Annotated in this window: 21 protein-coding genes and 3 pseudogenes; 10 read left to right on the top strand and 14 right to left on the bottom strand. The window is 66.0% G+C overall.

Annotated features, from left to right (window positions below):
- Nucleotides 1-82 precede the first annotated feature (82 nt).
- From NO900_RS06980 to nth, 4 genes are all read right to left on the bottom strand, one after another.
- A complete protein-coding gene (locus NO900_RS06980) occupies nt 83-736 on the bottom strand; it encodes a winged helix-turn-helix domain-containing protein (RefSeq protein ID WP_256408500.1) in 654 nt (217 codons plus the stop codon).
- 106 nt (nt 737-842) lie between these two features.
- Entirely contained in the window at nt 843-1,922 is a 1,080-nt protein-coding gene (locus NO900_RS06975) for a glutamate--cysteine ligase (RefSeq protein WP_256408499.1), read from the bottom strand.
- 540 nt (nt 1,923-2,462) lie between these two features.
- Nucleotides 2,463-3,014, bottom strand: coding sequence for a DoxX family protein (locus NO900_RS06970; protein ID WP_256408498.1), 552 nt, complete (start codon nt 3,012-3,014; stop codon nt 2,463-2,465).
- A 171-nt stretch (nt 3,015-3,185) separates the two neighbouring features.
- Nucleotides 3,186-3,869 carry an endonuclease III gene (nth, locus tag NO900_RS06965; protein ID WP_256408497.1) on the bottom strand — a complete coding sequence of 228 codons (684 nt, stop codon included), beginning with the start codon at nt 3,867-3,869 and terminating at the stop codon, nt 3,186-3,188.
- Nucleotides 3,870-3,970: 101 nt separating this feature from the next.
- On the opposite strand from nth, the gene NO900_RS06960 reads away from it, so the two are divergent.
- From NO900_RS06960 to NO900_RS06945, 4 genes and pseudogenes are all read left to right on the top strand, one after another.
- Nucleotides 3,971-4,333 carry a DUF5658 family protein gene (locus tag NO900_RS06960; RefSeq protein WP_256408496.1) on the top strand — a complete coding sequence of 121 codons (363 nt, stop codon included), beginning with the start codon at nt 3,971-3,973 and terminating at the stop codon, nt 4,331-4,333.
- Between the two features lie 74 nt (nt 4,334-4,407).
- A complete protein-coding gene (locus NO900_RS06955) occupies nt 4,408-5,295 on the top strand; it encodes a VOC family protein (protein WP_256408495.1) in 888 nt (295 codons plus the stop codon).
- A 117-nt stretch (nt 5,296-5,412) separates the two neighbouring features.
- A pseudogene (locus NO900_RS06950) lies at nt 5,413-5,721 on the top strand (cupin domain-containing protein); the annotation flags it as partial.
- Between the two features lie 57 nt (nt 5,722-5,778).
- A complete protein-coding gene (locus NO900_RS06945; protein WP_256408493.1) occupies nt 5,779-6,078 on the top strand; it encodes a transcriptional regulator in 300 nt (99 codons plus the stop codon).
- 5 nt (nt 6,079-6,083) lie between these two features.
- Here NO900_RS06945 and NO900_RS17690 read toward each other — a convergent pair whose 3' ends face one another.
- The 5 genes from NO900_RS17690 to NO900_RS06920 all read right to left on the bottom strand — a co-directional run bounded on the left by NO900_RS17690 (nt 6,084) and on the right by NO900_RS06920 (nt 10,210).
- A complete protein-coding gene (locus tag NO900_RS17690; RefSeq protein ID WP_379791690.1) occupies nt 6,084-6,917 on the bottom strand; it encodes an SRA domain-containing endonuclease in 834 nt (277 codons plus the stop codon).
- Nucleotides 6,918-6,967: 50 nt separating this feature from the next.
- Nucleotides 6,968-7,645, bottom strand: a complete 678-nt coding sequence (locus tag NO900_RS06935) for a type 1 glutamine amidotransferase domain-containing protein (RefSeq protein WP_256408492.1) — start codon at nt 7,643-7,645, stop codon at nt 6,968-6,970.
- Between the two features lie 411 nt (nt 7,646-8,056).
- Nucleotides 8,057-8,626 (bottom strand): hypoxanthine/guanine phosphoribosyltransferase, encoded by a 570-nt coding sequence (gene hpt / locus NO900_RS06930; RefSeq protein ID WP_256408491.1) that lies wholly within the window; start codon nt 8,624-8,626, stop codon nt 8,057-8,059.
- Nucleotides 8,627-9,134: 508 nt separating this feature from the next.
- A complete protein-coding gene (locus tag NO900_RS06925) occupies nt 9,135-9,911 on the bottom strand; it encodes an enoyl-CoA hydratase/isomerase family protein (protein WP_256408490.1) in 777 nt (258 codons plus the stop codon).
- 77 nt (nt 9,912-9,988) lie between these two features.
- The gene (locus NO900_RS06920; RefSeq protein ID WP_256408489.1) at nt 9,989-10,210 is read right to left on the bottom strand and encodes a hypothetical protein; all 222 of its coding nucleotides are present in this window, start codon (nt 10,208-10,210) and stop codon (nt 9,989-9,991) included.
- A gap of 81 nt (nt 10,211-10,291) precedes the next feature.
- Here NO900_RS06920 and NO900_RS06915 point away from each other — a divergent pair, with 81 nt between their 5' ends.
- Together NO900_RS06915 and aroC are read left to right on the top strand one after the other, a co-directional pair.
- Nucleotides 10,292-11,425 (top strand): S1C family serine protease, encoded by a 1,134-nt coding sequence (locus tag NO900_RS06915; protein WP_256408488.1) that lies wholly within the window; start codon nt 10,292-10,294, stop codon nt 11,423-11,425.
- A gap of 105 nt (nt 11,426-11,530) precedes the next feature.
- Entirely contained in the window at nt 11,531-12,718 is a 1,188-nt protein-coding gene (gene aroC / locus NO900_RS06910) for a chorismate synthase (RefSeq protein WP_256408487.1), read from the top strand.
- Nucleotides 12,719-12,765: 47 nt separating this feature from the next.
- On the opposite strand, the pseudogene NO900_RS17685 reads toward aroC, so the two are convergent.
- Nucleotides 12,766-12,966 (bottom strand): annotated as a pseudogene (locus NO900_RS17685) (nucleic acid-binding protein); the annotation flags it as partial.
- Nucleotides 12,967-13,261: 295 nt separating this feature from the next.
- Between NO900_RS17685 and NO900_RS06905 the strand changes: the two are divergent.
- The gene (locus tag NO900_RS06905; RefSeq protein WP_256408486.1) at nt 13,262-14,506 is read left to right on the top strand and encodes an RNA-guided endonuclease InsQ/TnpB family protein; all 1,245 of its coding nucleotides are present in this window, start codon (nt 13,262-13,264) and stop codon (nt 14,504-14,506) included.
- A 44-nt stretch (nt 14,507-14,550) separates the two neighbouring features.
- Here the strand turns inward: NO900_RS06905 and NO900_RS06900 are convergent, their stop codons facing one another.
- The 3 genes from NO900_RS06900 to NO900_RS06890 all read right to left on the bottom strand — a co-directional run bounded on the left by NO900_RS06900 (nt 14,551) and on the right by NO900_RS06890 (nt 15,932).
- Nucleotides 14,551-14,781 carry a PIN domain-containing protein gene (locus tag NO900_RS06900; RefSeq protein ID WP_256408485.1) on the bottom strand — a complete coding sequence of 77 codons (231 nt, stop codon included), beginning with the start codon at nt 14,779-14,781 and terminating at the stop codon, nt 14,551-14,553.
- Nucleotides 14,778-15,029 carry a hypothetical protein gene (locus NO900_RS06895; protein WP_256408484.1) on the bottom strand — a complete coding sequence of 84 codons (252 nt, stop codon included), beginning with the start codon at nt 15,027-15,029 and terminating at the stop codon, nt 14,778-14,780. Before NO900_RS06895 ends, NO900_RS06900 begins: the two co-directional genes overlap by 4 nt.
- Nucleotides 15,030-15,416: 387 nt before the next feature.
- Nucleotides 15,417-15,932 carry a transposase gene (locus NO900_RS06890; protein WP_256408483.1) on the bottom strand — a complete coding sequence of 172 codons (516 nt, stop codon included), beginning with the start codon at nt 15,930-15,932 and terminating at the stop codon, nt 15,417-15,419.
- A 405-nt stretch (nt 15,933-16,337) separates the two neighbouring features.
- Here NO900_RS06890 and NO900_RS06885 point away from each other — a divergent pair, with 405 nt between their 5' ends.
- Both NO900_RS06885 and NO900_RS06880 read left to right on the top strand, forming a co-directional pair.
- Nucleotides 16,338-16,484, top strand: a complete 147-nt coding sequence (locus NO900_RS06885; RefSeq protein ID WP_256408482.1) for a hypothetical protein — start codon at nt 16,338-16,340, stop codon at nt 16,482-16,484.
- Nucleotides 16,485-16,918: 434 nt separating this feature from the next.
- A complete protein-coding gene (locus tag NO900_RS06880) occupies nt 16,919-18,199 on the top strand; it encodes an RNA-guided endonuclease InsQ/TnpB family protein (protein WP_256408481.1) in 1,281 nt (426 codons plus the stop codon).
- Here NO900_RS06880 and NO900_RS06875 read toward each other — a convergent pair.
- Nucleotides 18,178-18,399 carry a hypothetical protein gene (locus NO900_RS06875; protein ID WP_256408480.1) on the bottom strand — a complete coding sequence of 74 codons (222 nt, stop codon included), beginning with the start codon at nt 18,397-18,399 and terminating at the stop codon, nt 18,178-18,180. The genes NO900_RS06880 and NO900_RS06875 overlap by 22 nt on opposite strands.
- Here NO900_RS06875 and NO900_RS06870 point away from each other — a divergent pair.
- Nucleotides 18,394-18,975, top strand: a pseudogene (locus NO900_RS06870) (zinc ribbon domain-containing protein); the annotation flags it as partial. The gene NO900_RS06875 and the pseudogene NO900_RS06870 sit on opposite strands and share 6 nt — an antisense overlap.
- Nucleotides 18,976-19,034 lie beyond the last annotated feature (59 nt).

Raw genomic sequence — 19,034 nt, 5'->3', positions numbered from 1 at the left:
CGCGGCCGGAACTTAAATTGTCCCGAACTCTGGACCGACGCGGAGGCGGCGTCCGTCGAGTCCGGCGCGCGCCGCGCCACCGCTATCGGTCGTCGTCGCGCTCGTCGCTCCCCGCGGCCGTCCCGTCGTCGTCGCTCCCCGCGGCCGCGTCGCCCTCGTCGGCTCCGTCCGGCTCGTCCCCGTCACCGTCGTCGCCGACGGAGATCTGGACCGGCTCCGCGTCGCCGTCGGGCGACTCGCCGCCGAGGCGACGGTCGAGGTTGAAGACGGCGTTCAGCTCGCGCTGGACGTCGCCGACGACCCCGCGGACCAGCTCGCTCGGCGCGATGGCCTCGTACTCGTAGGGGTTGTTGCCGGCGCCGCTCGCCTCGCGCTTGTCGCGCTCGACCGTCCCCTCGTCGTGGAGCTCCGCGAGCGCCTCGCGGACCGTGCTCGGGTAGAGCCCGGTGCCGTCGGCGACCTCGTCGCTCGTGCTGTTCGGGTTGTCGCGCAGGTAGACGTAGATCCGGGCGCGGGTCTCGGTGTCGAGCAGCCACGCCAGCAGGTCGACGACGTTGTCGTCGAACCCCTTGACGGCCTTGTCCGCGCCCTCGCCGAGCCGCTCTCTCGTCTTGCGGAGTTCCTCTCGCGTCCGCTCGGTCGGCGACTCGTCTCCCTCGCCCTCCGGGTCGAGGGCCACGCCGCCGTCGGCGTCCGCAGCGGGGTCGTCGTCATCGTCGAACTCGTCGCTCGTCATACCGCAGAGTGGGGTCCGCGCGCCCAAAAGCGTTTCTCGTCGCTTTCGTTCCGACGGAACGCGGGCGTCCGAACGGCCCCGCGCCGCCGCGGTCCCCGCTCGCCGGCTACGGCGACAGGACCAGGTCCTCACAGAGGGCGTCCAGTCCGGACTCCTCGCGGAGCCGCCGCTGGCGCTCGACCCCGCTCTCGGCGTCGTACACGTCGCGGATCCCGGAGATCCCGAGCCGGTCGCACTCGCGGTCGACGACCTCGTCGAGCGTGACCGTCTCCTCGCCGCTCCGGGCGACGAACGAGGCGTCGTGGCCGTGGCGGATCGCCCGCCACTTGTTCTCGTCGAGGAGCTCGCGGCGAAGCGCCGGCGCGGACTCGCCGTCCGCGTAGCGCTCGGCGTAGTCGACGACCAGGGCGTGGACGTACTCGACCAGCGCGAGGGTGACCGCGGGGTCGCGCTGGGCGTCCGGGGCGCGCACCTCGACCGTGCCGTGGCCGGTGTGGGGGCGCACGTCGAACCAGAGCTCGCCGCGGTCGGCGATCGAGCCCGTCTCGACCATCCGGCGCTCGTAGCGCCGGAACGCCTCGAAGTCGTCGAACGCCGACGGGATCCCGGTGTTCGGGAGGTTCTCGAAGATCTTCGCGCGGGCCGACGCGAGCCCGGTGTCGAAGCCGTTCCAGAACGGGGAGTTCGCCGACAGCGCGAGCAGCACGGGGGAGTGCCACCGGAGCCGGTTGGCGATCCACACCGCCTTGTCCGCGTCGTCGACGCCGACGTGGACGTGGAGCCCGGCCGTGGTGTTGCGGTGTTGCGGGTACTGAATCCGGTCGAGCTGCGCCGTGTACCGCGGCTTCTCGACGTGGTCGAGTTCGCGCCACTTCGCCGCCGGGTGGAGCCCCGCGGCGGCGATCCGGTAGCCGTCGGCGGCGGCGTGGTCGACGAGCGCCTCCCGCACCGTCGACAGCGCGTCCGCGGCGTTCGCCGGGTCCTCGATGCGCTCCGTCTGCGCTTCGATAGTGCACTTGAACAGCTCGTGGTCGAACCCCTCCGGGACCGCGGCCGGGGGGTCGCGGCCGTAGACGAGGTCGTCGGTTCCGGAGGTCGGGCGACCGTCGGCATCCACGATGTAGAACTCCTCCTCGATGCCGAGCGTTCCCATCCGGGCGAACGCGTCCCGCGAACCGAGATCCATTACCCCGTCGTTTCGCCCCCGCGGTCTTATATCGAATGGAACCCGAAACGGAGCGCCGGTGTCGACGCTCTGCGTTCGAAAACCGTCGCGGTGGCGCGTGCCGGTGAGTGGCCGACAGGCCGCGAACCGCACGCGCGAGGGACGCCGTGAGCGAGGGCGACCGCAGGGAGCCCCGAGCGAGCGGCGAGGCTGGGGAGGCGTGAGGTGCGGGTGCTGTGCGGTGCGGGGTGGGACTCAAAGGGGCAGCCGGTGAGACGGGCGCAGGCTCGCTGCGCTCCTCGGTCGCTCGCGTCGCTCGCTCCCTGTGGTGCTTCCGTCGCCTGCGCCCGCCTCACCGGCTGGGGCTTTGGAAGTGTTCATCACAGACGAGTCTCCGATTCGACCCCGACGCACGATCGATGATCGTCCTGTCGTCGCTCCGCGACGGTACGACCGGTAAAAACCGAATCCGAAGCCGAATTCACCGAAAACGAGTCGGCGGCGCGTCTTCACGCGCCCGATCCGGTCACCCCGACTCCTCGCACCCGATACCGTCCCCGTTCAGCCGAGGACGTACCGGAGCGTCGGGAACTTCTCGACCAGCGCCTCGCCGCCGACCTCGACGGTCTCGATGTACGCGTCCAGCCCGAGGACGCGGCCCGCGCCGAACGCCGCGACCGTGAGGAACACGACCGCGTACACCAGCGTCGAGTCGAACAGCGCGAGGACGTCGCCGCTCCACCCGCCGAGGTAGAACAGCGCCATCTGCATCGCGCCGCCGAGCGCGGCCAGCCGGACGAACGCCCCGGCGATGAGCGCCGCGCCGATGAGCAGTTGCGTGATCGGAACGACCACGTTCACGACCTCCATCAGCGCCGGGCTTGACGCCATCAGGGCGTACAGCCCGCTGACCGGGCTCGCGGGGTCGACGTTCGCGAGGTAGCCCGCGGCGTCGAACGGCCACTCCGAGACCTTCCCGAGCCCCGCGAACAGGATCATCCCGCCGATGACCGCCCGGAGCGCGACGATGAACAGCGCCGACAGCGAGTGCGCCTTCCCCAGCAGCGTGATACCGCCGAACTCCCCGCCGAACTCGTTCGTTCTGGTGGACATTGTGTCTCTCCTCACTTCCGGATACGCCGGTGACACGGATAAACCGGAGAGCGGGTTCCCCCTCGGCGGGACGGATCCGGGTAGTTCCCCTCATCGGAGGGGAGTTTAAATACCACGTCCCGAACGCTATCGGCATCGACCGCTTCTCGCCGCGCTCACCTCTCGCCGCGCTCACCACGCCTCGCCGCTCGCGAGGTCGACCTCAGCGTCTCCCTTCTCCGAGGGGCAGACGTCGGCGAGCGCGCAGTCGTCGCAGTCCGGGTTGATCGCGGTGCAGGTGGCGCGGCCGTGGTCGATCATGAGATGCGTGAACTGCTGCCAGTCGCTCTCGGGAACGATGTCCAGCAGGTCCCGCTCTATCGCCTCCGGACGCTCCTCCTCGGTGATCCCCAGTCGCCGGGTGAGCCGCTGGACGTGGGTGTCGACGACGATCCCCTCGACGACGTCGTGGCCGTGCTGGAGCACGACGTTGGCGGTCTTGCGGCCGACGCCCGCCAGGTCCGTCAGCTCCGACATCGTGTCCGGCACCTCGCCGTCGTGCTTCTCGGCGATGTCCGCGCACGCCGAGCGGATGTACTTCGCCTTGTTGTTGTAGTAGGTGATCGAATCGATCGCCTCGGCCATCTCCTCCTGGGGCGCGTTCGCGTACCCCTCGGGCGTCTCGTACGTCTCGAAGAGGTCGGCACACACCGCGTTCACGCGCTCGTCTGTGCACTGCGCGGAGAGGATCACGGCGATGAGCAACTCCAGCCGGTTCGAGTAGTTCAGCGAGATCGTCGAGTCCGGGTACTCCTCGTACAGCCGGTCGAGGACCTCCTCGACCTGCGCCGCCCGTGGTTCCAGTGGCGTGCCCATGGGGATCCCTCCGGCCGGTCGACATTGAACGATCCGGAAGCGGCGGCGGTCCGAGCGTCGCGGACCGGTAGATTCACCACGCGCGCCCCGTAGGTGACGCCGTGTCTCGGTCCTCTGATCGGCGGCGACGTCCGGCGTACAGCCGCCGACCGCGGGAGTTCTACTGGCTGTGGATCGCCGCGACCGCGACGTACGGCGTCGGGGACGTCGTCTCGACGATCGCCTTCCTAGAGTACGTCCCGACGGTCGACGAGGCGAACCCGGTCGTCGCGATCGCGCTCGACGCCTTCGGCCTCGGCGGGCTCGTGGCGCTGAAGATCGCCGTCTACCTCGTCATGCTGTGGATCAGCGTCTCGGGCGCCCGCGACGGCGACGCGTTCCTCTACTACTTCCCGCCCGTGCTCCTGACGCTCGTCGGCGCCTCCCTCACCGCGAGCAACGTCCGGCTGCTGTGGCTGGCCTGAGCCGTCGCGGGGACGTCGCCGTCGCCGCTTCCCCGACCGACACCGGTTTGCGCCGCGCCCCCGTCCGTGAGCACATGCTGCCCGACACGCCCGGGCTCCACCACGTCACGGGGATCGTCGGCGACGCGGAGGCGGCCGCCGGGTTCTACGGGGACCTCCTCGGGCTCCGGCTGCTGCGCCGGACGGTGAACTACGAGGACGTCCTCCAGTACCACCTCTACTTCGGCGACGCGACCGGGACGCCCGGGTCCGTCTTCACCGTCTTCCCGGACCCGCACGCCGACGCCACGCTGGTCACCGGGGGCGCGCCGGCCGCCGCGGCCGAGGTCGCGGTCGTGCTCGTCCACGGCCGCGGCGGGACTCCCGAAGGGCTCGTCCGGCTCGCCGACGAGTTCTACCGCCCGGGCGTGACCTTCCTCGCGCCGGGCGCGGTCCGGTCGAACTGGTTCCCCGCCCGTCACGACGCGCCGGTCGCGGCCAACGAGCCGGCGCTCACCTCGGCCGTCGACTGCGTCGCCGCCGCCTGTCGGGTCGCCGGCGACGTCGGTATCGGCCCGGAGCGGGTCGTCCTCGTCGGGGTCTCGCAGGGCGGGAGCGTGGCCGGCGAGTTCCTCCGGCGGCGCCCGCGGCGCTACGGCGGCGCGTTCGTCGTCTCGGCGGCGCTGCCGGGCGCGGACCTCGCGGGGTCCGAGGTCGTCGACCCAGACACCGACGACGAGGGGGCGGCGTCGGGGCCGCTCGCCGGCACGCCCGTCGCGCTCGACAGCAGCGCGGGCGATCCGTACGTCCCGGTCGAGCGCGTGCGCGCGACCGCCGACGCGTTCGAGCGCGGCGGCGCCGCCGTCGACCTCCGGATCGACGAGGGGGACGGCCACGGGCTCTCCGACGCGACGATGGCGCGGATCGGCGACCGGATCGCGGCGCTCGTCGACGGCGACGGCCCGGAGTCGACGCCCGGGTGAACCCGACGCCCGGACGCCGCGGGGGGAGGGCGGGCCGGTGGCCCGGGACCGAACGCGTTCGCGACACCGCACATGGCGCTCGCGGCGGATCCGCCGTCCATGTCCGACCTCGACGCCGCCGCGGCCGATCGGGTCCGAATCGCCGACCTCGACGGCGAACCGCACGCGGATGCCTTCCCCGGGCGGGAGCCGAAGACGATCCGGCTGTCGCTGGAGGCGGGCGAGCGCGTGCCCGAACACGAGCACCCCGACCGGACCGTGCTGTTCCACGCGTTGGAAGGCGCGATCGACGTCGCCCTCGACGGCGACCCCCACCGCGTCGAGGCCGGGGAGCTCCTCCGGTTCGAGGGCGAGTCGACGGTCGAGCCGACCGCGGTCGAGGACGCCGTCGCGCTCGTGGTGTTGGCGCCGCGCTCCGACGAGTGAGGGGCGGGCGAGCACCTTCCCGTCGCCGTTTTATCCACCGCCCGCGAACCCATCGCCATGGAGACGACGCGCCAGCGGATCGCCGAGACGCTCCGCGAGGGGCCGGCGACCGCGAGCGACCTCGGCGAGTCGCTGTCGCTGCCGACGCCGGTCGTGTACGACCACCTCCACCACGTCTCGCGGTCGGTCCGAGAGGGGAACGCCGGCGGCAGCGACGCGGACGAGGAGTTCCTCGTCGCGCCGCCGACCTGCCGCGAGTGCGGGTTCGACGGTTTCGACGACCCGGTCAACGAGCCGTCGCGGTGTCCCGAGTGCAAGAGCGAGCGGATCGAGGAGCCGGCGTTCGTGATCCGATAACTGTCCTAGAAATCGGCGATCTCACGGTTATGGTAACGTAGATACTCCGGATCGATTTCGTGATCCTGTCGGGTCATGAGTGTAGTCCCATCGACGGTCTGGTCATACGCATGCGCGACTCGGCCGGTATCAGGATCGACCGAGAGCACTCCGTAGTCAAAATCAGCGTGATGGTTGGGACATAATACAATGAGATTCGACCGAATATCTGGACCGTCGTGCGGGGAGCCAAGCGGTCGAATGTGGTGAGCTTCGGCGTATCTCTCTCCGGGTGATCGCTGCCGAACGTCTCCGCATATCTGACACTCACAGTCGTATTCTTCCTTTAATTGCGCCGATAGCTGTGTGTCGCGGACAACTCGTGATCGACGCGTTTCAATTCGTCTTGGGGGCGAAATGTCCGAAGCGTGTGAGGACTGATCCACCCTATCCCTGGTCTGGTATGTCAGAGTAAATTCAAACACGCGTCGACCATTTCGCCGAACTCGTTCGTAATCCAGTACCTCGACTTGCCCGCGGTATTCCCAACCGTCAGCATCAGCCGACTTATAAAAGAAGAATATCGGAAGGGGTGCTGTCTCCGCCTCTGCGAGATACCGATTGCCTGCCGTTAATTCTTGATCCCCACTCTGACCCTCCCCGATGTATGTAAATTCGTTTCCGCCGAGGATATCGGCATACGGTCCATCGCCGCGTGCGAACAGCCGAAGATATCTTCGATCCTCCGAGTCGTAGCAAATCTCGATCCCTCTCCCGGTCAAACCACGATCAAAAACTGACTGGAGCCCGTCAGAGCTGTAGGTCTCACCGACCTCCAGATCGATATCTGAGAGTCTCACGCCATGGACTCACGGCCGAAATAAAAATAGCTGATGTGTACGTGACAGGATTACAGCTCCTCTAACAGCGTCGCCGCCGCCTCGGCCGACGAGCCCGGACCGCGCGCGGTTATCAGGTCGCCGTCGACCGCGACGCTGGTGTCGGCGTCGAGCTCGGCGTCCCAGTCGGCGCCCGCGAGGACGACCTCGTCTTCCACCCAGTACGGGAGCTTGCGGCCGTCCGGCATCACGTCCTCGTCGTCGACGATGCCGTCCTCCCAGTCGTTCGGGAAGCCGGTGACGGAGCGCCCCTCGACGAGGGGCGTCCCGTCGGCCTCGCGGGTGAACGCGAGGATGCCGACCGCGTGGCAGACGACCAGGGCGACGCCCTCGTCGCCCGCGACCGCGTCGAGCAGGAGCTGCCGGGCGTGCCGGTCCTGGTTCACGTCCCAGACGGTGCCGTGGCCGCCGGGGAAGACGACCGCGTCGTAGCCGTCGGCCTCGACCGTCGCGATCGGTTCCGGATCGTTGAGCCCAGGGTGCTCCTCGTCGACCTCGCGGAACTCCGCGACGCGCTCCTCGCCGCCCGCCGCCTCGGGGTCGAGCGACCGCTCGTCGACGACCGGCGGCGACCCGGACGGCGTCGCGATCGTCACGTCGACGCCCTCGGATTCGAGCGTCGTCAGCGGCTCGATGCACTCCTCGGCCCAGTACCCCTCCTCACTCACGACGAACAGCGCGCTGCTCATGTGTACCCCGTCATTCACGACCCTTGCATAAAAGGCGCCCGCGCCCGGCAGCGTCGCGGGGGGACGCGAGTTTTATAAAAGGGTGCGGCAGGTGCGGTCGGCGCGTGCCTGCGAGGCCGCCTCGCGGCCGAGCAGCACGCGCGAGGGACGCGGTGAGCGCTCGGAGAGCGCGAACCGCGAGGCTGGGGAGGTGTGAGGTGCTGTGCGGTGCGGACGGGCGGGACTCGAAGGGGCAGTCGCGAGGCGGGCGTAGGCGACGTATGGACCGCAAGGAGCGAGCAACGCGAGCGACTGAGGACCGCAGCGAGCGTGCGCCCGCCTCGCGACTGGGGCTTTGGATGTGCTCACCGTCGGTCCACTACCAACTATTTATAGGCGAGCGACTGGCTGTTCGAAAATCCCGAATCGGATCTAGTCGTCGCCCTGCGCGTCCACGATCACGACCTCGCCGTCCTCGACGGTGACGTTGATCAGCGTCTTCACGTTGTAGTCGGTGCCGTCGAGCTCGTTGTCGCCGGCCTTCTTGATCACGGCGACGACGTCGACGACCTCGGCGCCGACCTCGTTCGTCAGCGCGTCGAGGATGGCCTTCATTGTACCCCCTGTCGAGAGCACGTCGTCGAGCACGAGCACGCGGTCGCCCGCCTCCACGTCGTTGATGTACATCTCCGACTCGGAGTAGCCCGTCTCCTGGAACAGCGGGACCTCGCCGTCGAGCCCGTACTGACGCTTGCGGATGACCACGAGGGGAATGTCGGTCATCAGGGAGAGCGCGGTGGAGATGTGGATCCCCATCGCCGCGGGGGTGACGATCTTGTCGACGTTCTCCAGCTCCGCCTTCCGGATGATCCGGATGACGATCTCCCGGAGCAGCTCCGGTTCGAGCATGGGGACACCGTCGCTGATCGGGTGGACGAAGTACTGGTACTCGCCTTTCTCGATGATCGGCGCGTCGAGGAGCGACTGCCGCAACTGGTCCATGTCGCCGGTACTCGGGCGGATTAATAAAGCGTGGCGGTTACGTCGCCCGATGCGGGCCGATGGCACAGGACGACTCCGCGATGGTCGCTGATTCCGTTTCGGAACCGACGCAGACCGTGACTGTCGCAGAAACTCCGGCCGATCGCTTATGAATAGCTGCTACTGTGGTGACCGGCTCCAACGCCCCAGCCGCTCGGTTATAAGCGCGTACTGACAGACCCGCAGTGAACACCTCCAAAGCCCCAGCCGCGAGGCGGGCGCACGCTCGCTGCGCTCCTCGGTCGCTCGCGGTACTCGCTCCCTGCGGTGCTTACGTCGCCTGTGCCCGCCTCGCGGCCGCCCCTTTGAGTCCCACCCGACCGCACCGCACAGCACCTCACCCCTCCCCAACCTCGCCGCGGCCGCCCGCGGCGGCCGCGGGCTCCCTCGCGCGTGCGATTCGCGGCCTGTCGGCCGCTCATCGGCACGCGCCGCCACACTACCCTATCGGTCCGGTCACCGCCCGTCTCTACTCGAACTCCGGCTCGCGCTTCTCTAAGAACGCCCGCATGCCCTCGCGCTGGTCATGGGTACCGAACAGCCCGGACCACGCCCGACGCTCCAGCGCGAGCCCGCCGCGCTGCGTCCCGTCGTGGACCGCGTTGAGCGCCTCCTTCGCGGCGCGGGTGGCGAAGGCGGGCTTGGCGGCCAACTCGCCGGCCAGTTCGTCGATCCGGTCACCGAACGCGTCGTCGGCGACCACTTCTCCGACGAGGCCGAGTTCGGCCGCCTCGCCCGCGTCGATCCGCTCGCCGAGGAAGACCAGCCGCTTCGCGGTCTCGTCGCCCACGAGCCGCGAGAGGCGCTGCGTGCCGCCCCAGCCCGGGATGATCCCGAGGTCGATCTCGGTCTGGCCGAGGATCGCGCTCTCGGCGGCGACCCGGAGGTCACAGGCCAGCGCCAGCTCGCAGCCCCCGCCGAACGCGTAGCCGTCGACCGCCGCGACCGTCGGCGCCGGGAACGTCTCGATCGCGTCGGCGACCCGGTGGCCGAGCTCCGCGTACGCCTGCGCCTCGGGCGTCGACAGCTCGACCATGTAGGAGATGTCCGCGCCCGCGACGAACGCCTCGTCGCCCGCGCCGGCCAGTACCAGCGCGCGGGCGTCGGCCGCCTCGGCCTCGTCGAGCGCCGCCTCGATCGCTTCGAGCGTGTCGACGGTGAGCGCGTTGAGCTGTGCCGGGCGGTCGACGGTGAGCGTCGCGACGCCGTCGGCGTCGACGTTGAGCGCGATCGTGTCCCACGTCATACCGCCCCCTCGCGCGGCGGGGTGAAAACCGTTCGGCAGGCGGAACCGCGCCCCGCCCACGGGGCGCTCCGCCGCGCTCAGATCTCCTCGCGGCTATCGATCTCGGAGTAGATGAACCACGCCGTGGTGTACGCGCCGATGAACAGCAGGTAGCCGACCACGAGCCCGACGAGCTGGCGGGAGCCGAGCCCGTCGGGAAGCGTCCGCGAGAGGATCCCCAGCGCCACGGCGAAGACGACCAGCGAGAACAGGCCCGAGAGGGCGTACACGCCCAGATCGGAAGTGAGACGATCGCGCACGCTCCCACCAACGGCGTCGGGTTATAAACGCCCGTCGGACGCGGCAGGCCGCTTAATCCGGTTCGGATCGTAGCTCCGGTCATGAACCGTACCCGACGCGAGGTCCTCTGCGGGGGCGCAGTGACCCTCTTCGGTGCGACGGCCGGCTGTCTCGGAGCGACCGACGACGCGTCGCCGCCCGGCGACGCGGTCTCCGCGGCGCGGCCGCAGGTCGAGCCGCCGCTCGACGACGCCGACGCGGCCGGCTACGACGAGGTGTACGACGCGGTCGCGCCCTCCGTGGCGCGGGTCCGCACGTACGTGGAGCGCCGCGACACCGTCTTCGGCCCGACGGAGGGCGGCCCGGCCGGCCAGGGCTCGGGCTTCCTGTACGACGCCGACCACCTGATCACGAACGACCACGTCATCGGTGACCCGGACACGATCCGCGTGCAGGCGGCCGACGAGACGTGGCTCGACGCGACGGTCGTCGGTCGGGACCCGTACAGCGACCTCGCGGTCGTCGAGCTGGACGGCGAGCTCCCCGGCGACCCGCTCCCGGTGGCGACCGACCTCCCGCCCATCGGCACCGAGGTGCTCGTCGTCGGCGCGCCGCTCGGCTTGGAGGGCTCCGCGACGCAGGGGATCGTCAGCGGTCGGAACCGGACGATCCCCGCCTCGTCGACGGCGCGGGGCCGCTTCTCGATCGCCGACGCGATCCAGACCGACGCCGCGCTGAACCCGGGCAACAGCGGCGGCCCGATCGTCACCCTCGACGGCACCGTGATCGGGGTCGCGACCGCGACGCGAGGGGTGAACCTCGGGTTCGGCGTCTCCGCCCGGCTCGTGAATCGAGTGGTCCCCCGGCTGATCGAGACCGGGAGCTACGAGCACTCCTACCTCGGCGTGAGCGTGCTCCCGGTCGACCCGCTGCTGGCGGCGGGCAACGGCCTCGCCGAGGCGCGCGGCGTCTACGTCGTCGACGTCGCGGACGGCGGCCCGGCCGACGGCGCGCTCCGCGGCGCCGACGGCGAGACGACGGTCGAGGGCGCGACGGTGCCGACCGGCGGCGACACGGTCGTCGCGCTCGACGGCGCGCCGATCGCCGAGCGCGCCGACCTCGCGCAGTACCTCGCCTTGGAGACGCGCCCCGGCGACGCGGTCGCGGTCACGGTCGTGCGCGACGGAGCCGAGGAGACCGTCGACGTGACGCTCGGCTCGCGGCCCGAGCCCTGAACGGGGTCGACGGGCCGCGTCGACCGCGGCGCTCGGCCCGCCGAGGACCGGGGGACCGGTTGCGCGGATTGCAACCCCTATATGCCCTCGGCCGTACGGTCGGGTATGAACGGGAACCGGTTCGGGCGGCTCTTCCAGGTGACGACGTACGGCGAGAGCCACGGCGACGCGATGGGCGTGACGGTCTCGGGCGTCCCCGCGGGGGTCGAGCTCGACGAGGAGGCGATCCAGGCGCAGCTCGACCGACGCAAGCCGGGCCAGTCGATGATCACGACCTCGCGCGGCGAGCCCGACGAGGTCGTCGTCAACTCCGGCGTGCAGGACGGCTACACCACCGGGACGCCGATCGGGATGGTGATCCAGAACAAGGACGCGCGCTCCGGCAAGTACGAGCCGTACGTCACGGCGCCGCGCCCCTCGCACGGCGACTACACCTACTCGGCGAAGTTCGGCACGCGCAACTGGGGCGGGGGCGGGCGCTCCTCCGCGCGCGAGACGGTGAACTGGGTCGCCGCGGGCGCGGTCGCCGAGCAGGTGCTCGACGCCTCCGAGTACGACGTCGAGATCAAGGCCCACGTCAACCGCATCGGCGACGTGGAGGCGGACCCGGTGAGCTTCGAACAGCTCCTCGACCGCAGCGAGGAGAACGACGTGCGCTGCGCCGACCCCGAGGCGGCCGCCGAGATGCAGGAGCTGATCGAGGAGTACCAGGAGCGCGGCGACTCCATCGGCGGCTCGATCTACTTCGAGTGCCGCGGCGTTCCCCGCGGGCTCGGCGCGCCCCGATTCGACAGCTTCCCCGCGCGACTCGGGCAGGCGATGTTCTCGATCCCCGCGACGACCGGCGTCGAGTACGGACTCGGGAAGGACGCCGTGCGCGTCGCCGGCAGCGACCGCAACGAGGACTGGACGTTCGACGACGGCGAGTCGTTCGACCACGTCGAGAGCGAGGCGGGCGACCCCGTCCCGGTCGGCAACGACCACGGCGGCCTCCAGGGTGGGATCACGACCGGCGAGCCGATCTACGGCGAAGCGACGTGGCACGCCCCAACCTCCATCCCGAAGAAGCAGCGCTCCGCCGACTGGGAGACCGGCGAGGAGAAGGAGGTCCAGGTCGTCGGCCGCCACGACCCCGTGCTCCCGCCGCGCGCCGTCCCCGTCGTCGAGGCGATGCTGTACTGCACCGTCCTCGACTTCATGCTGCTTGCCGGCCGGATCAACCCCGACCGCGTGGACGGCAACCCGGGGCAGTACGACACCGATTACCACCCGAGCAGTCCGCGAAACGAGTAGCGACGGCCGGATCGTAGAGCGCAGGACCCGATCGCTTTCTCGTCGGGTTATCCCGTTTCGTCCAACAGTTCGATACCGCTCTCGATCACTGCATCAGTGATAAACAGACTCGTGTCTCGCTGAAGCGCTCGCATACGCCTAGCGGCCTCGTCGGCATCGAGTCGGCCCTGACCGTGTGCAAGAGCGATGACACCGACCGACCCGTGTACATCGATTCTGTCGTCAGACGCCGACCTACGGGCTGCAAGATCGTCCGTTAGCTGATTGAGGCGCTAATCCCCCTTCCTCAGCGAGCGACCAACAGGAGCGAGCAGGGAGGGGATACAGCGCCGCACAGTCCTCAAACACGTTCGACGCTCGGCCCACAGGCCAACGTTCCATCAAAACTATTATAGTATAATGTGCATAGTGTGCATTACGGTGAAACGGAAGACAATCACCATCCGAGAGGACCAAGACGAGTGGATTGAGGACCAACACCTCAACCTCTCGTCGTTCGTCCGAGAGCAGTTGGACGAGCTAATTGAGGAACGAGAGTAACGGATGTACTACGCCTACAAATACCGTCTCAAACCGTCCGACACCCACCGCGAGGAGTTGGACCGCCACCGAGATATTTGTCGGCAACTGTACAACCACACGCTCTATCGGCTCAACGAGTACCAAGACGAACACGGCGAACTGCCGTCCATGACCACCCTACGGTCGGAACTACCCGACCTCAAAACGTGGTGGGACGACCTCTCCGATGTGTACTCGAAAGTTCTCCAAACCGTCGTAGAACGGCTGTTCGACAACCTCAAAGGACTCTCCAAACTCAAGGAGAACGGCTACGGCGTCGGTCAACTCAAGTGGAAGCCGCCACGGGAGTTCCGCAGTTTCACGTACAGTCAGTCTGGCTTCAAGCTCGACAAGAAGGGCGGTCAGACTGTCCTGTCACTCTCGAAACTCGCGGACATACCGATTCGGCTCCACCGCGCCATCCCCGACGACGCGAAGCTCAAACAGGTCACGGTCAAGAAGGAACCGACGGGCGAGTGGTTCGCCACCTTCGGCGTCAAAATGGACCGTGAACCGCCCGAACCGCCTGAGAATCCCGAGAAATGCGTCGGCATCGACGTGGGGATACTCAAGTACGCCCACGACACCGACGGTACGGCAGTCGGGTCGCTCGACCTCTCCGGCGAGCGCAACCGCTTGGAACGCGAACAACGGAAGCTCTCACGGAAAGAACACGGGTCGAACAACTACGAGAAGCAACGGCGGCGCGTCGCGGAGTGTCACGCCGATCTCCGACGGAAGCGCCGCGACTTCCTGCACAAACTCTCGGCGTACTACGCTCGGGAGTACGACCTCGTGGCGGTCGAAGACCTGAACGTGAAGGGGATGATGGAAAGTCCGTCGAACAGCCGCAACACGGCGTCTGCCGCGTGGCGGACGTTCCTCCGGATGCTCGAATACAAGTGCGAACGAGAGGGGACGCACTTCGTCGCGGTCAACCCGAGAGGGACGACCAAGGAGTGCGCGTCCTGTGGCGTCTCGACGGACAAGCCGTTGTGGGTCCGTGAACACTCCTGTCCCGCCTGCGGTTTTGAGGCGGACAGGGACGCGAACGCGGCGTGGAACATCCTTTCTCGCGGTCTCGATGAAGTAGGAGTGGGACACTCCGAATCAACGCCTGTGGAGACTGCGCTCCCTGCGGACACTGCGGTTGTGTCTGCAAAGCGCGTCGTGGAAGCAGGAAGCCCTACCCTCAAGGAGCGAACGGCGTCAGCCATGAGCGAGTAGGGTAGGGTAGTTCACCAGAGTTATTTCACGTTCTCTTGCGACCGTTATCGCCGCGCTTTACCTGCATCCAGATCGCTCGTTTCCTTTGTGTCCACGTCGGCCTCGACGAGTTCGTACGACAAGTCGTCCAGTCCGGTCGGAACGCCGCCCGCCTCGATCTCGGCGTAGACTGTCTCCGGCACGAAGAACTCGTCAAACACGAAAAGGAGCCCGAGTGAGTCGATCTCAGCGAGGCGAATGAGTGGTCCGGAGTCGGAGACGGCCGCGAGCGTCACGCGTTCAGGCCCCAGTCGATGTCCTCTTCCACGACCCGCTGTTCCCGTTCCGCGCGTTCGACTTTCGCTCGCCCGACCTGTTCGATTGCTTCCTCGCGATCGATCTCTTCGCCGAGGTACTGTTTCAGAACGATATCCTCCCACAGGGTCTCGAGACCGCGTTCGAGTGCCCGTTCGAACACTTCGGACTCCGGAAGATCGTTCGCCTCCGCGATCTCTCGGACCCGATCGGATATCTCTGCGGCCATGATCGAGAGTTGCTCGGCAACGTTCTTAAATGCATGTTCGCGCGAGGAGAGCACGCGATCCCTCTCGAGTCCGCCCGATCTACCCTCCCGGCGACCACTCGCAGGCGTTCCCCGCGGTGAGATCCTCTTCGTCGACGTGCGCCGCGAGGCAGGCGTAGTTACGGAGAATCGAGGAGAAAGCCTCGCGCTTTACAGTAGTTGCCGAATCAAATCTCGTTCCGTACTAACCGAGCTGTTGGGTTCGCACATTTCACGATCGTAGCGGATTTTTTGCTGTGACAGACTCAGTGAGAGAGCGAGGGAACGCCGCTTAGCGGCGTTTCCGGGCGATGCTTCTCCGCAATGAGGCGTACTCACCGATCATCCCGGTCAGAGTCGAGTGTGAACTCAGCCGTAGTCTGTTGAGAGAACGAACCTACGGAAGATCCGTGTTGATATCTGCGGTGTCTCTGGAACTGTTTCAGCTGAAGCTAACACGTTGGCTAACACCCACAGATTGTACAACGTCACCGCGAACAGAAAGTAGAACAGTCTTACCGAGAACGTCGGCGATGACGTTCTCGGGAGGAAATCGCCGAGCTGTCGATATGACGTTTCGATCCCCCAGCGGCGGCGGAATGCCGCCGCGTATGCTCTTGCTGTCGATGAGTCCACATCTAAATTCGTCACGAACCGGACGTGCTCATCTTCGCTTGTGCGGTGCGGAACCGCGAAGACTGTGACATCTACCGACGCTGTTGGTTTGCGCTTTCGCTGCATCGTGTACTCGTCTGCTCTGTTGAATCCGATGACTGCACGGGGATCACGATCTCTGAAGATGTGATTATCTCGCTCTTTGTCGTCAAAGAGGTGAATCGATCTACCCAGTGATCTTGATCCTCTACATCCCTGCCGAGACTCCATTTTAGAATTCCCTCGACAGAGTTCCTGAGACGGCTATAGAGTAATCCGATCCCACCGCCTCCTGTGGATTCAACAGAGCATACTCGTCAGCAACCGTCTCAGCGCCGGCGCTGAGACGGTCTTTCATTCCACTACTCGGACGCGCACGCAGAATAAACTCGATGCTGTTCTAACTCTGCGACGACGTGGACTTGGTAGAATCCACGGTCGAGGTAGACGTGTCGAATGGAGACGTACTGTTTGGCTGTTTCGAGCAAGGAACGAACGGCTTTCGCGCCAAGCGCGAAAGCCGTTCGCGTCTATCGGGACTACCGCAAGCGTAAATCGCGTGCGAGGAGCGACGATACACAGTGTTGCGAAGCAGAATGCTTTGTTCGTTCCGAGATCTGGATACGTGGTTAGGACGTGGTCAGTGTCGTCAGACCCGTAGAAGCGCCACTCGTGGAGATCGATGGCAACATCGACGAACGCGGGAAGTCGGCGCTGAGACCGGAGGACTTCGAACAGTCGATCCCGGACGCCATCGAACTGGTCGATGATGGCGTCTGCTGAGAGATTGCGCAAGTGATACAGCAGCGATTTAGCGAGTGAATTTCGAGCCGTAGCGGTGATATCGACGTGCTCGTCACGATCAAGCTGGAGCGTTTTCCCACCCGTATTTGCGAACTCCTGATCAAAAGCAATCCGAGAGAGGATTTCTTGGAAATCCTCTCTCGTGTACTTTCCACACGGTTTCACGCCGAATTCGAGCTCTGGGAACAGCACCGTTGACGCAGCACGGCAGACCTGTTTCGCCTCAGCTGTCTGGACCATCTATTGACCAACACAGCCCAGCGTGAAGAGTCTCAGTCAGGTTCGGCAACTACTGTTTAGCGCGGGGATGAATCCGACACTACTCTTCACAGTCCACCGTTCGATGGCACGGCTGGATATTCCACGCTACTCCAATCCAAATCCTCAAATTAGCTTGTCTACATAGGTTATGTATGGCGAAACAGGTCGTCACCCGCACCCACACTGCGTCCATACAGAACCAGTCTCGGGTGCAAGACGACCTTGATTCGCTCGGGTTCGCTGCCTCGAAGCTCTGGAACGTCGGACGGTGGACGTGCAGTCGGATCTGGGCTGAAATCGATCATATCCCGAACCACAACGAGCTCACCACGTACCTCAAAACGCACGAACGCTATGATGACCTGCACTCGCAGTCAAGTCAGCGAGTCCTTCAAGAACTCGCTGAAGCGTTCAACGGTTGGTACGGTAAACGACGCAACGGAGATACGAGAGCGAACCCGCCCGGCTACCGCAAACACGGTGACGAGCACCCGCGCTCGACGGTGACGTTCAAAGCCGCTGGCTTCAAACTCGACACTCAGTACAACCGCGTTCGACTCTCAAAGGGGTCGAATCTCAAGGAGTATTGGTCGGACTTCATCCTCTGTGAGTTCCAGACTCGCCCCGACGTTGATCTTTCGACCGTCGAGAACGTCCAACAGGTTCGAACAGTTTGGACGGGTGAGGAATGGGAACTACACTTCGTCTGTAAGGTTGAAGTAGAGATGTCTGAAGCCCCCGGTGAGAGGACGGTAGGTGTTGATCTCGGGATCAACAACTTCGCCGCGCTCGCCTATGAAGACGGCCACAGCGAGCTGTATCCGCTGAACTCTCTGAAGCAGGACGACTACTACTTCAGCAAGCGGATTGCCCGGTGTGATGACTCGAACTCCGAGCAGGCTACCCGGCTGAACCACAAGAAGTCGGCTCGTCGCACTCACTATTTCCATACGCTTTCGAAACACATTGTTGAACGGTGTGTTGAGGAAGGCGTTGGAACGATTGTAGTGGGAGATCCCTCGGGAATCCGCGAAGAGGATGACTCTGACGAGTCGAAAAACTGGGGGAAACACGGGAACCTCGACTTGCACTCGTGGGCGTTTGACCGGTTCACGGACCTCCTCGAATACAAGGCGGAGATAGAGAGTATTGTCGTCGAAGAAGTCCCTGAGGTGGGCACGTCGAAGTCGTGCTCGTGCTGTGGTCGCAAGCGTGACGCGAACCGTGTTGAACGTGGGTTGTACGTGTGTGACGACTGTGAGACGGTAGCGAATGCTGATGTGAACGGGGCCGAGAATATCCGACAGAAAGTATCTCCGAGTCCCGCCACGGATGGCGGTGATAGGAGTAACGGCTGGTTGGCACAGCCATCGACGTTCCTGTTTGACAAGGAGACTGGTGGGTTTGCACCTCAAGAACGGGTTACGTCGTAAACCACAATATCCCAACTCAGCGGTGCGGTTCCGTGGGAATCCTCGCGCTTCAGCGCGGGGAGGATGTCAAAGAAGTAGGCGGGCGAGCCGCAGTCCGCCTCGCAGTCGCGGACGCAGATCGGGTCGTGCTCGAAGATGCGCGAGCCGCAGTACGCGCACGTCTCGTCGGCGTCGGGCGCGGTGACGGTCGTGGTCGACATGGCCGCAACCACGCGTCGGACCGTCGAAAGCGTTTCGCGGTCCCGCGGACGCGACGACGCGACCACGCACAGGACGCGCTCGTCCGCGACCTGCTGGAACGGCTGTACGACGAGGACGTGGCAACCGTATACGCGGGCGACCTCACCGATGTCTTGTCGGAACACTGGTCGGCAGAGCTGAACGAGAAAACGCACCAGTTCTGGGTGTATCGCTTGTTCATCGCCCGTCTCGCCACGACCGCTGAAGAGTATGGAATCACGGTCGAAGTCGGGTCAGAAGCATACACGACGGCGGCGTGCCCGCAGTGTGGCGAACGTGATGATACAGAACGGGAGGGCGACGTGTTCCGGTGTTCGTGTGGATACGAAGGTCACGCTGACCTCCACGCGTCGCGGACGTTCCTCGAACGACAGGCTGGCAACAATGTCGGGTCGATGGCACGGCCCGTGCGCCTCACATGGGACGACCATAACTGGTCGGAGATACTACACTCTCCCGAGAGGGCAAGTCCCAGCGAGGAGCGCACAAACCGAAGTACCGGCGACGGGAAACTTGCCTTCGTGGGGACGGCATAGCCAACATCCCCACCGGAGGAATCCCACGGTTTCAGCCGTGGGAGGATGTCAAGTTCGAC

Source organism: Halorubrum rutilum (assembly GCF_024494565.1).
The sequence above is the reverse complement of the archived record's forward strand: the minus strand, read 5'-3'. Positions and strand labels throughout refer to the sequence as shown.